Origin of the sequence: Ktedonosporobacter rubrisoli (assembly GCF_004208415.1) — a bacterium.
GTDB classification, from domain to species: domain Bacteria; phylum Chloroflexota; class Ktedonobacteria; order Ktedonobacterales; family Ktedonobacteraceae; genus Ktedonosporobacter; species Ktedonosporobacter rubrisoli.
On the sequence record NZ_CP035758.1, the window covers coordinates 8,910,311 to 8,923,204 of the forward strand.

9 protein-coding genes are annotated in these 12,894 nt (G+C 53.1%); 3 read left to right on the plus strand and 6 right to left on the minus strand.

What is annotated here, in order from left to right:
- Positions 1-312: 312 nt before the first annotated feature.
- Positions 313-1,938 (plus strand): glycosyltransferase, encoded by a 1,626-nt coding sequence (locus EPA93_RS38630; RefSeq protein WP_129892633.1) that lies wholly within the window; start codon positions 313-315, stop codon positions 1,936-1,938.
- A gap of 17 nt (positions 1,939-1,955) precedes the next feature.
- On the plus strand, positions 1,956-3,032 hold the full coding sequence (locus tag EPA93_RS38635; protein ID WP_129892634.1) for a phosphotransferase family protein: 1,077 nt from the start codon (positions 1,956-1,958) through the stop codon (positions 3,030-3,032).
- Between the two features lie 6 nt (positions 3,033-3,038).
- Here EPA93_RS38635 and EPA93_RS38640 read toward each other — a convergent pair whose 3' ends face one another.
- Together EPA93_RS38640 and EPA93_RS38645 are read right to left on the minus strand one after the other, a co-directional pair.
- Entirely contained in the window at positions 3,039-4,352 is a 1,314-nt protein-coding gene (locus EPA93_RS38640; RefSeq protein WP_422877906.1) for an acetate/propionate family kinase, read from the minus strand.
- An 8-nt stretch (positions 4,353-4,360) separates the two neighbouring features.
- Complete coding sequence (locus EPA93_RS38645; RefSeq protein ID WP_129892636.1) at positions 4,361-6,718, minus strand: phosphoketolase family protein; 2,358 nt, start codon at positions 6,716-6,718, stop codon at positions 4,361-4,363.
- A gap of 321 nt (positions 6,719-7,039) precedes the next feature.
- On the opposite strand from EPA93_RS38645, the gene EPA93_RS38650 reads away from it, so the two are divergent.
- Positions 7,040-7,813, plus strand: a complete 774-nt coding sequence (locus EPA93_RS38650; RefSeq protein WP_165423691.1) for an alpha/beta fold hydrolase — start codon at positions 7,040-7,042, stop codon at positions 7,811-7,813.
- A gap of 135 nt (positions 7,814-7,948) precedes the next feature.
- Here EPA93_RS38650 and acs read toward each other — a convergent pair whose 3' ends face one another.
- The 4 genes from acs to EPA93_RS38670 all read right to left on the minus strand — a co-directional run bounded on the left by acs (position 7,949) and on the right by EPA93_RS38670 (position 12,891).
- Positions 7,949-9,889, minus strand: a complete 1,941-nt coding sequence (acs, locus tag EPA93_RS38655) for an acetate--CoA ligase (RefSeq protein WP_129892638.1) — start codon at positions 9,887-9,889, stop codon at positions 7,949-7,951.
- Between the two features lie 293 nt (positions 9,890-10,182).
- Positions 10,183-10,812 (minus strand): acetate uptake transporter, encoded by a 630-nt coding sequence (locus EPA93_RS38660; RefSeq protein ID WP_129892639.1) that lies wholly within the window; start codon positions 10,810-10,812, stop codon positions 10,183-10,185.
- Positions 10,813-11,359: 547 nt separating this feature from the next.
- Positions 11,360-12,196: a uroporphyrinogen-III C-methyltransferase gene (gene cobA, locus EPA93_RS38665; RefSeq protein WP_129892640.1), complete on the minus strand. Its 837-nt coding sequence runs from the start codon at positions 12,194-12,196 to the stop codon at positions 11,360-11,362.
- The gene (locus tag EPA93_RS38670; protein WP_129892641.1) at positions 12,193-12,891 is read right to left on the minus strand and encodes a precorrin-2 dehydrogenase/sirohydrochlorin ferrochelatase family protein; all 699 of its coding nucleotides are present in this window, start codon (positions 12,889-12,891) and stop codon (positions 12,193-12,195) included. Before EPA93_RS38670 ends, cobA begins: the two co-directional genes overlap by 4 nt.
- Positions 12,892-12,894 lie beyond the last annotated feature (3 nt).

A 12,894-nucleotide genomic window follows, 5' to 3' on the forward strand; every position in this document is an offset into this window, starting at 1 on the left:
CTCATTAGTGTACGTAGATATCACGCATAAAGCGCCTGTGAGGTTTCATGTAACCGGCGGTAGAGATAATTTAGCTGGCACTTGGTCAGAAGTGACGACTAGCAGATAGCTTAAGCTCCTGGAAATAGAAGCCAAAACCCGATTAATTTTAGCTTACTGTCATTTTTTGTGTATAAACTATGTCCTGGTTATAGAGGCACATTTGGTGATAAACATAGATTCTCTTTCTGCTATTCGAGTAAGTAGTAAAGAGAAATTTTGTTAGGCAAAGCCTTTTTCAGGTTATGTAACGAAGGAGCTGATTAGGTAAGCATGGAAAAGCTAAAGAACTATCGACGAGATCTGAGTAGAAGAGTAATTGGTATTGTACTGGCTGCCGCAGCTTTGTATTATATCCTCTGGCTGCCCGGAGTGCTTAATAGAGGGGTCTGGTGGCTCGCCTATCCATTTTTTATGGCCCATAGCTTCTTCGTTATTCTTGTATATGTAACTGTGTTTAATAATTGGTCACGTTCGCAGATACGTATGAGCAGATGTACTACTAACATGATGCCATATGTAGCAGTGCTGGTTCCAACCTATAATGAGCCAGTAACGATGGTGCGCAAGACACTAGAAAGTGTACTTACGCAGCGCTGGCCGTTAGAGAAGCTGGTAATTGTGGTAGGAGATGATGGATATCGCCGTGAGATCAGGCATATGGTTGAAGGCTTACAGGGCCGCTACCTTCCGGCCTGCATTCATTACCTTCAGCCTCCTGCGAAATATACCTCGTTCCGCAAAGGAAATGCCAAAGATGGTAATTTGAATGCCATGCTTGATTTTGTTGTAGAAGCCTATCCTGATATTCAATTTATTGAGTCCAGAGACGCTGACGATCTGGTGAGCGATCTTCACTTCTTACAATGTACAGTTGGCTACTTGCTTTGCCATCCACGAACTGCCTATGTCCAGACCATTAAGGATGCGTTGGTAAGCCGGGGAGATCCTTTTGGAAACCGACTTACCTATTTCTATCAGGGCATGATGCTTTCTCGGGATGCTGCTAACGCAGCTTTTCCCTGTGGCAGTGGTCTGGTATGGCGGAGGGAGCATCTCGTGGCTATCGGCGGATTCTCTACCTGGAATGTAGTTGAAGATCTTTATTCAGGCTATGTTGCCCTACAACGCGGCTTTCGTGGCGCGTATTTGCCTATTGTTGGCGCACTTGCACAAGTAGCCCCTGAGGATCTTCCTAATATCTATAAGCAGTTTGGGACCTGGGCACTTGATACCTTCAGACTGTGTTTATGGAAGTGCCCTTTAACAATCAAGGGCCTCACAGTAAGGCAGCGTTTACAGTTTATGGAACTTGGTCTGTTTTACTTGTCAAGTATTCCTTTGCTAATTCTTATGCTCGTGCCTATTATCAGCTTGACTTGCCAGGTGAAACCCTTTATCGTTGATCCTCTCAACTATGGCCTTCATTTCTGGCCTTATGCCTTGCTCGTGGAAGCCTTTGCTCTCGTTCTCGGGAGCGATGTAGCCCTTAAAGAGACTTGGAGAGCCAAACAGATGCAAGTTTGCTTGATGTTTGTCTATATAAAAGCCTTTTTGCTGGCTCTCTATTACGGACCGCTCAAAAAACCGCAGTATATAGTGACGAGAAAAGTGAGAAGAGCACAGCTGTATTGGAGAGAAATTTTACCACATTTAGCCCTGTTTGGGCTTTTACTTATTGCTGTTACCTATCACATTGTATTATGCAGTGTCCAGCACTTCAAGAGGCTTGATCCAGGCTCCTTGTATTGGGCTGCCTTATATATAATTTTACTGACCGCAAGCATTCGGCGCAGCTGGTATGGGGTAGATCTGAAAAAGCACTTCAGTTCTGTTCTGCAGAAGAGGAAACCTGAATATAGAACCCTTGGCAAGCAATGGAAGCAGAGCACTTATTAAAGTAAAGGAGTATTTTTATGTGCAGTAAGATGTATTCGCAGCAGCTGGGAGAGCTATCTGATGGGCAATTTCAAGCAGCTCTTGAGCATTTCCAGCTTGGGAAATTTGTAAGAGCGCAAGCCATACCCTTTGGAAATTTTGGCCAGAATGTGTTTGTTACCAGCACAAAAGGTGAGTATGTGCTGCGCGGAAATCCACATTTTGCAGGGCAATTTTCGACTGAACAGTTTTATACTAAGCTGCTTCACGAGCGGACCGAGGTTCCCGTGCCATGGCCTTATTATATTGATCCGACTACGAAAATTTTTGGCTGGAGTTATGTGCTGATGCCCAGGATGGAGGGCCTTCAGCTGGCAGATGATGAGGTCAGGAAACAATTGAAGCCTGCGGAGAAGCGGGCCATTGCCAAGGCCCTGGGTGAGAATCTTGCCCAAATGCAAGAGTTGACCTGGCCATTTGCTGGTCGTTACTATGCGGCAAGTGGGAAGGTTGAGCCTTTTGATCTGGAGAGAGAGTTAGCGTGGCCTGTTCCTGTAAGTTCATCCCGCTTATTAAGCTTTGACCATGCAAGGGCCGTCTCCTATGCTGACAGAGTAGTAGCACGTATTATCCACAAGCTCAAAGATGCACAGGCATATAGCGAGCATACCACGCAGTCCGATATTACATGGGCTGAAGAATATATTGCCTCTGCGCAGAAAGCCTTACTTGAACCTTTTAAGCCCTGCCTTGTTATGGAGGACTATAAAGAGGGCAACCTGGTTGTGACTCAGCATGGAGCTGATTGGCGGGTAAGTGGGGTATTCGATTTAATGGAAGCCCATTTTGGCGATGGTGAGGCGGATCTTTCGCGTGCCGCTGCTATGTATTATGATGAAGATCCTGAGTTAGCGCGTATATTTGTGCGGGCATATCTATCAAGAAGGCCCCCTCGTCCCGGCTTTGAGGAGCGCTTCAGCGTTTATATGCTGCTGGATCGGGCGATCCTCTGGAATTTCTTCCAGTACAGCAAGATGCGCTGGTGGGACGAAAGCTGGACCTTCCGTGATTGGGCAAGCCGATATGTCTCTCTAGAGGCTATGGGCTTATCCTGATTATCATCAAATGTAACCATGAGCGTGGGCGATGCGCCAGCACTCTTTAGCGATCTCCCAGTCTTCTTCGGTGTGAACGATTAATACGCGGACCGCCGAATCTGCTGCGGCAATATCCTGATCGGCAGGAGATGCCGCATTTTTTTCGGCGTCGAGCTTAAGCTGAAGAAAGCCAAAGGCTGCGCAGGCTCCCGCGCGCACCTCGGCCGCGTTCTCGCCGATTCCGCCGGTGAAGGTGAGCACATCCAGGCCACCAAGAGCAGCCAGCATAGCGCCGATAAAGTAGCGCAGACGATAAATGTACATCTCAAGCGCCAGTCTGGCTCGCTCATTGCCCTCTTGAATGGCCTGCGTGAGCTGGCGCATATCGCTGGATACCCCAGAGATGCCTTTGAGCCCCGAGTCTTTGTTCAGGAGCGTATCGAGCTGCTCGGGCGTATAGCCCTTCTCGCGCTGCAGATAGAGCAAGATGCTGGGATCGATTGTGCCGGAGCGGCTACCCATCATCAGGCCTTCTAGCGGCGTAAAGCCCATTGTCGTCTCGATGCTGCGCCCATTCTGGATAGCGTCCAGCGAACAGCCATTGCCCAGGTGGCAATTAATCATGCGTAAAGAGGCGAGATCGCGCCCTAGAATATGCGCGCTGCGCTGGGCACAATACTGGTGGCTGATGCCGTGAAAGCCGTAGCGCCTGATCCCTTCTTCAAACCAGGCGTACGGACCGGGATATACAGCAGTCCTTAGCGGGAGCTGGCTGTGGAAGGCAGTATCAAAGACTGCTACCTGCGGTATTTTATCGGCTGCCGAATTTGTCTCCCGGGGCTCTCTGCGCTCCTGCACCGTCTCTCCGGGAGCAGCGGGATCACTCCTGGACTGATAGGCTGAGATCAGGCTTTCGGCCACTTCGATACCCTCTAGATTGGCCGGATTGTGCAAGGGGGCGAAGGCGCTGAATTCCTGAATAGCAGCTTTTACCTCTGGCGTAATCAGTGTGCTAGCATGGTACCTTGAGCCGCCATGGACGACGCGATGCCCGACCATAGAGATCTCAGCCGGGCTTTCGATAACCTGAGTCTGCCCGCTCCACAGGGTCTTGAGCATATGCTCTACGACGGTACGCCGCGAGTCGCTGGGAAGTTCCTCTTCCAGGGTCTGGCCGGCGGCTGTCGTTACCTTCAGCTCTGCCGCTGACTTTTCCTTTGTCCAATCGGCATGCGCCGACCACAGGGGCGCTGGCGGCTCTTCAGGCAGGGAGTTCCCTATCTCATAGAGCCTGGTTTTCTGGCTGCTGGACCCGGCGTTGAAAACGAGTATTTTCAAAGGCCTGGCTAGTCTGTCCATGTCCAATCGCGCACCTCCGGCATATCTTCAAGATTGGCTCGCACATAGCTATGATGTCGGGCCAGCATATCGTTACATTCCTGAATTAAGGGCGGCGTAAGCTCGCGTACGCGCTCGGCCCGCTGCATCGCCAGGATCGCCAGATGATAGCGGCTTACCTCATTGAGCACGACCATATCGAAGGGCGTCGTAGTCGTGCCCATCTCGTTAAAGCCACGTACATGGAAGCGTTCAGCATTTGGCCGCCCGTGAATGAGCTGATGGATAGCGCGCTGATAGCCGTGGAAGGCAAAGACGACGGGCTTGTTCTCGGTAAAATGCGAGACGAAGAGCGCGTTATCGATGCCATGGGGATGGACATCCGGCGGGTAGAGCGTCATCAGGTCCACGATATTTATCACGCGCACCTTTAATTCGGGAATATGATGGCGTAGCCACCAGGCTGCCGCGATAGTTTCCAGCGTCATGACATCGCCGGCGCAGGCCAGCACAACATCTGGCTCTACTTTATCAGCGTTGCCAGCCCACTGCCAGATAGAAAGGCCACGCGTGCAGTGCTCGATGGCCTCCTCCATGCTCAGATATTGTAAATGGGGCTGTTTGTCGATAACTATGAGGTTGACATAATCGCGGCTGCGGAAGCAGTGGTCGGCGACCGAAAGCAAGCAATTGGCGTCCGGAGGCAGGTAAATGCGCGCAACAGTTCCGCGTCTGGAGAGCGCGGTATCGATGAGGCCCGGGCCTTGATGACTAAAGCCATTGTGATCGTTGCGCCAGCAAGTAGAGGTGAGCAGGATATTGAGCGAGGCCACCGGCTTGCGCCAGGCTAGCTTGACGCCTTCTTCCAGCCATTTCGAATGCTGGATCAGCATCGAGCTGGTAATCATCGCAAAAGCTTCGTAAGTAGCGAAGAGACCGTGACGTCCGGTCAGCAGATAACCTTCTAACCAGCCCTGACAGAGATGTTCGCTCAAGACTTCCATGACGCGCCCATCGTTGGCGAGGTGATCATCGATTTGAATGATTTTCTCCTCGAAGGTGCGATTCTCTACGTCAAAGACATCTCCAAGGCGATTGGAATTCGTCTCATCGGGACAGAAGTAGCGAAAATTTTTCTGGGCGTCATTCTGCTTGAAGATATCGCGCATGAACTTACCCAACTGTCTGGTGTTCTCGTAGCGCTCAGTGGCTGGCCTTTTGACCTTGACTGCGTATTCGTTGAAGCGAGGCAGATTCAGGTCTACCAGGAGCTTTCCGCCGTTAGCATGAGGATTGGCTCCCATACGTTTCTCACCTTTAGGGGCCAGAGCCGCAAGCTCTGACAAAAGCTGTCCATGCTCGTCAAAGAGCTCTTCTGGCTTGTAGCTGCGCATCCATTGCTCAAGAATATGCAAGTGTTCAGGATTGGTCTTGACTTCACTCACTGGTACCTGGTGCGCGCGGAATGTTCCCTCTATGGGCACGCCGTCTACTTCTTTGGGGCCAGTCCAGCCCTTTGGTGAGCGTAGGATGATCACAGGCCAGCGCGGCATTTGTTTCATACCACGTGTGCGCGCCTCGTCCTGAATCGCCCGAATTTTGGCATAGCAGGTATCCAGCGTCTCAGCGAAGCGTTGATGCATCTCCATTGGCGCCTGACCTTCCACGAAGTAAACTTCGTAGCCATGGCCCGCAAGCAATTGTTTGATCGATTCATCGCTGGCCCGGCCCAGGGCAGTCGGGCTAGAAATCTTGTACCCATTGAGGTGCAGGATCGGCAAAACGGCTCCATCGCGCTGCGGATCTAAATACTTAATGCTCTTCCACGACCCCTCAAGGGGACCCGTCTCGGCTTCCCCATCGCCAACCACGGCCGCGACAAGCAGATTGGGATTGTCGAAGGCGGCACCAAAGGCGTGTACCAGTACATAGCCCAGCTCTCCGCCTTCGTGTATAGAGCCCGGTGTTGGTACGCTGACATGGCTGGGAACGCCTCCAGGTGTCGAGAATTGGCGGAAGAGGCGCTGCAGCCCTTCCTCATTCTGCGTGACTTCAGGATAGATCTCGGAGTACGTGCCTTCCAGGTAAACATTGGCCAGGACGGCAGGCCCGCCGTGCCCTGGACCGGCCAGATAGATCATGTTGACGTTATTATCCTGGATGAGCCTGTTGAGGTGAACATAGATGAAGCTAAGCCCGGGCGAAGTTCCCCAGTGTCCCAATAGGCGAGGCTTAATATGTTCGGGACGTAGCGGCTCTCTCAGCAGAGGATTGGCTTGTAAATAGATCTGCCCTACGGTCAGATAGTTAGCAGCATTCCAATATCTATCAATAAGTTTGAGACGAGTCTGCTCTAATGCCGACATGTGACCTCCTGTATTATTTAATGTTTTAAAGCGTAAATAGTTTGAAATGAGATATATTTGCATCTCATGCAGGGCACGACTGCAATAGCCACTTGTAACACGGTATTCCCAGGGCCGATAGTAACATGCTCTGGGGCAAGGTAAGAGAGGAGATGAAACGTTCTGTATTCCCTAGAGATGGAATATGCATCTAGACATAGCGTGTGTGCTACAATAAGTAAAAACCCTCTAATAGACTGTCCCGCCTCACTGTTGAAGGCACGCAAAGGAGAAGCCTTGCCGCTGCGCAACATATTGAAAGCTGAAAGAGTATCAAGCATTATGCTGAGAAGAGCGTCAACAATAAAGCCGCGTATTTGTAGCGTACTGGTAGATGGGCAGCCGGTGCGCTATGAGGTTATCGGTAAGGGAGAGCCTGTCATAATGGTGCATGGATTGTGCGGCTCGACGCGCTGGTGGAGTTGTAATATAAACGAGCTTGCCCAGCGCTATCGTCTCTATTTATTAGATTTGCCTGGCTTTGGCGCCATGAATCGGGCGCCGGGAGGCTTCAAACTGGCTGAAACGGCTCACTGGCTGCTCAAGTGGATGCAGGGCGTAGGTATACAGAAAGCCCATTTTGTCGGCCATTCCATGGGTGGCCATATTTGTCTCCAACTGGCGGCTCTGCGCCCTGAAATGGTGGAGCGGCTGGTGCTCGTTTCCCCTGCCGTAATGCTGCCAACGCGCCCCATAGCTAGCTTTATCTGGCCTTTGCTCTTGAGTACACGCTCGCTCACGCTCAGCTTTTTCATGATCGTCTGTTACGATACCCTGCGTGCAGGCCCGATTACCCTGCTGCGAGCCCTACAAGATCTCATGGTAGCCCAGCATACATCCCTGGATTTCCAGGCGATCACGGCACCCACGCTTTTGATCTGGGGCGAGCATGATGCTCAGGTGCCGGCCATGATCGGACCTCTATTATGCCAGCGGCTTAGTGATGCACGTCTCTTGATTATCAAGCGAGCCGGGCATACCTGTATGGCAAAGCAGGCAAAGCAGTTTAATGCCGCTGTGCTTGCCTTTCTGGCCGGTCAGGTAGTGGGCGACTGAACTGCTCTCTGGGCCTGCCGAGGCAGAAAAGAGCCCTGGCACATGACATGCCAGGGCCCTTGTGGGCTTGTCGTGGGCTTGGTTAAGGAGGGCAAGGGATAACAAATATGCCATACCCTGCCAATGTATAGAGCGTTAAGATTCAAGCGTGCTGACATCGCCAACGGGCTGGCCGAGCTCCTTTGCGCGGATAACGCGGCGCATGATCTTGCCCGAGCGCGTCTTGGGCAGGCTGGGGACAAACTCCAGCTCCTCGGGAACTGCCAGCGCGCCTACAGTGGCCCGCACATGCTTCTTGAGCTCAGCGATCATGGCCTCGGAAGCCTCGTTGCCTTGCTTGAGGATGACAAAGACCTTGACATGCTCGCCCTTGACCGGATCGGGCTTGCCGATGGCGGCTGCCTCGGCCACCGCTGGATGGCTGACCAGGCTTGACTCGATCTCCATGGAACCCAGACGATGGCCGCTGACCTTGATCACATCATCGACACGGCCCTGCACCCGGATGTAGCCAAGATCATCTCTTGTCGCGGCATCGCCAGCAAAGTAGACGTCGGGAATGGTCTCCCAGTAGGAGCGATAGCGCGCCGGATCGCCATAGATGGTACGCATCTGCGCCGGCCAGGGATGGCGCACGATCAGGAAGCCCCCTTTGCCCACCGGCACCGGCTTGCCGTTGCTATCGACAATATCGGCCTCAATGGTGGGCAGGGGCCGGGTGGCGCTGCCGGGCTTGAGGGGTTGGCGGATGGTAGGACTGATCAGGATCATGCCCGTCTCGGTCTGCCACCAGGTATCCATGACAGGCAGGCTATCGTGGCCGATATTATGGCGATACCACATCCAGGCTTCTGGATTGATCGGCTCGCCCACCGTGCCCAGCAAGCGCAGGCTGGAGAGATCATGCTTGGCTGGCCACTGCTCTCCAAAGCGCATCAAGCCGCGAATGGCGGTTGGGGAGGTGTAGAGAATGCTCACCTTGTACTTCTCCACCACGCTCCAATATCGATCGGGCTCGGGATAGGTAGGAGTGCTTTCAAAAAGGACCCCAGTTGCTCCGTTGGCAAGAGGACCGTAGACGATATAGCTGTGGCCGGTGACCCAGCCGATATCGGCGGTACACCAGTAGATATCGTCGGGCTTGATGTCAAAGACGAACTTGGTGGTGGTATAGACGCCCACCGCGTAGCCAGCCTGCACATGCACCACGCCCTTGGGCTTGCCCGTCGAGCCGGAGGTGTAGAGAATGTAGAGCAGATCCTCGCTCTCCATCGGTTCGCAGGGCACTACCGTGTCCTCGGGGATCGTGGCGAGCAGTTCATCGAGATAGTGGTCGCGTCCTGCCTGCATGGGCACCTCTTGCCCCAAGCGGCGGACCACCACAGCTGTCTCGATCGTCGGGCTCTGGCTCATGGCTTCATCGGCAATCTTCTTGAGCTCGATGAGCTTGCCAGCCCGATAGTTGCCATCGGCAGTGATGAGGACCTTGGCCTGGGCATCGATGATGCGCTCGCTCAACGCGTTCGCCGCAAAGCCGCCAAAGATCACGGTATGCACAGCTCCTAGACGTGCCACCGCCAGCAAGGCGGCCACCTGCTCAGGGATGGCGGGCATGTAAATAGCGACGCGATCGCCCTTCTTGACGCCAAGGTTCTGCAGGGCTTTGGCCAGGCGATTGGTGAGCACATAGAGGTCCTCGTAGGTCAGCGTGCGGCTCTCTCCCCCGTCGCCTTCCCAGTAGAAGGCCACCTTGTGCCGGGTGGGGGTCTGCATGTGGCGATCAAGACAGTTGTAGACGATATTGAACTTGCCGCCCACGAACCACTGGAAGAAGGGCTTGTCCTGCCACTGGAAGGTCGTCTGCCAGGGCTGGAACCAGTGGAGCTCGCGGGCCATATCCTCCCAGAACTCAAGGCGATGGGAGAGCGACCACTGATAGAAGGCCTCGTAGTCCTCAAAGCCTTTGGAGCGCATATAGGCCGTGAGGTTGGCCTGCTCCACGAGCTCCTTGGAAGGGGGGAAAATACGTTCCTCCATTAAGATAGTGTCAGTATTCTCAAAGCCAAGATTACTCATACTCGTGTCCTCTTTTTTTACTCTAGTGCTTTGTCAAACTTCATGTGGTGAGAGAGCCGCCCCTCGCATCCCAGCTTGTTCCACACCTCACGCCAGCCCTGGAGACCACAAGTTAACATTCTTCTTGAATGGGAGCTCTATCTCCCAGGCCTGTTCTGTAAAGAATCTTTTCGCCCAGCACATATAGATTCATCGAGCGTTAGATGCTCCTCCGCAGGTAGGTGCGCGGACAAGGTAGACCGCGCCCAGGGTCGGGCGCGATCCACCGCAATGCATATTTGAGGAAACTGTGACTATTCTCTGGAACCAACAGGCAACGTAAAAACGGCTTTACTAGAGCTGAGTATGCCGGCAAGGGCTGCATACCAGGCAGCCAGAGCGGTAAGGATGCCAAGCCAGCCCCCGATCACCGTAAAGCCAGGGCCGCCACCTAGAGCAGCTATGGTAAGTGCGAGATAAGTGAGAAACAGCAATCCAAGGACAGCCATAAGGGCTATATTGGTGCGTAGCGCGCCAATAAACATCAATGCTGTAAAGATTGTCCAGCCGAGTAGGAAGAGTCCGAGAGCCGAATTGAGTACGCCGGGGGATTTAAGCGCATCGAGAATGCCAGAGCCTGGAATGAAGATGAAGCCAAAGGCGAGCCAGAAACCGCCATAGGAGGAGAAGGCTGTGCCTCCTAGTGTGTTCCCATTGCGGAATTCCCACATCCCTGCGAGAACTTGTACTGCTCCGCCATAGAAGAGGGCCAGGCCAATCACGATATTGGTGCCAGCTCCAACAGATGGAACGATAAATCCTGCATTAACTGCACTGAGAACAAAGGTGGTAAGCGCGAAGGCGCTGAGGCCAAGCGGGGCCGGATTGGCAAGAACTGATGCTCCTGTCTGGGCCTGCTCTGCTTCTGCTGCTATTTGAGCCATAAATCTCCTCACCTTTCAAAACAACAATATAACCTGGCAATACATGACAAGACTAGTAAGACATCCTGCAAAAAACGATGTTACAGCCCTGCGTGTCTGCTGCTGCAGGCATCTTGTCTGCTGAGTAGATTAGGCAGGATAGGCCGCTTCCGGTTAAGGAAATGGCTTTGCATACTCCATCTGAAGAGCGAAAAATGTGTTGAACAGCATCTTACTGCATCTACACTTTCTGGCCCTGATGGGTTTGCGATACATAAAGACAGGTGAGTAGCCAGCTTCCTCGTATCACCTCCTTTAGCGCTATAAGCTCATGCATAAGCAATAAGCTGAGGAATAAGCGCTATTTCAACATAGTTTGAGCATACATTTAAGAGTGCTGAGTTGTCAAGTGGATGTGTAGGAAAGAGGTTGCTGGCTCCTGCACATCCTTTTTCTTCTGTTGGGAGAGCTCTATGGCTGAGCAGAAGGAAGGGGAAATGGGAGCAGTAGATTGCACAAAAAGCGAACCGGGAACAAAGCCAGAGATAAACTTTGTTCCCGGTCTGCTCTAGACGACAAGCGCATTGTTGAAAGTTGCGTCTGAAGAGACAGCTTCATACCACGAAAGGAGCTCGTGAAGATTGACGACATGGCCGATGACTGTGAGGGCCGGTGAACTGAGGCCCGCTTCCGAAGCTTGCCGCGCGATAGTCGCCAGCTCACCTGTAATGATGCGCTGCTGGGCCGTCGTGCCTTCCTGGATCACTGCGGCCGGCGTATCTGGCGTCAGCCCGCCTTCGATGAGGTGCTGAGTGAATTGCGGTAAGGCTTTGACACCCATGAGCACGACAAGCGTGCCCTTAAGCTGGGCCAGGGCTTCCCAGTTGACCCCAGGCGATGTGTAGCCGGCATGACCCGTGACAATAGTGACGGTGGAGGTATAGTTGCGATGCGTCAGAGGGATGCCTGCGTAGGCCGGCACCGCTATCGATGAACTGACGCCCGGCACAATCTCGAAGGGAATGCCAGCGTTGGCCAGAGCCTCGGCTTCCTCTCCTCCTCGGCCGAAAAGGAAAGGATCGCCTCCCTTTAAGCGCACAACGATGCGGCCTTGCTGTGCGTAAGTGATAAGAAGGGTATTGATGTCGGTCTGCTCCATGGCGTGTTTCTGCGGGCCCTTGCCTACATATATGCGCAGAACGCCCGGCCGCGTCTCCTCAAGCAGAGCGGGGCTGACCAGGCGATCATAGAGCACCACATCGGCCATATGGAGACAGCGCAGCCCCTTAACAGTGATAAGATCCGGGTCACCCGGACCGGCACCAACCAGAAATACTTTGCCGCGCGGGGATGGTTCGTTGTTCCCGCTATTTGCTGGCCGTCGATAGTGTATAAGAGTGCTCATGGCCTGCTCCCTTCCATAGCCTGTAAATCCGCAGTAATAGCTTCTGAGGAGACATTGATTCCATAATCGGCGAGAAGCGAGCGCGTAATGCTCACCGCTTCGCTTAGCCTGTTCTCTGTGAGCAGCGAAAGAATATCCTTGGCGAAGAATTTGCCGAAGAAGTCGTCTCTGTCTGCATAAGAGACTCCACCCTGTTTCAGGTGGGCACGCGCTACAGAGGCTAGTTGTAAATACAAATCATAGGACGCGGGAAAGAGCCCCTCCAGGTCCTGGCGAATCCGTTTGGCCAGGCCGGGACTGGCCCCTTCCGTAGAGACGGCAATCGTCAATTTGCCGCGTCTGAGAATGGAGGGCACAATAAAGTTGCAGCGGGCAGGCACATCTACGATATTGAGCAATTGTCCACGTTCTTGTGTCTCTTGCCAAATCTCCTCAATGAGTTGGGCATCGCTCACTGCTGCTACAACGACGAAAGCGCTCGCCAGATCACCACGTTCATAGCCTTTATAGCGTAGCGTTACTGTCTGTTGTTGGGCCAATTCCTGCAGTTGTGGGCAAAACTCAGTATGCATAACTGTAACGCGGGCCCCGCTCTTAGAGAGGGCCAGTGCTTTTTCGCCAGCTACACTATTGCCTCCAACCACAACTGCCTCTCTCCCACGTACATCAAGCATAATCGGGTAATAATTTGGCATAGC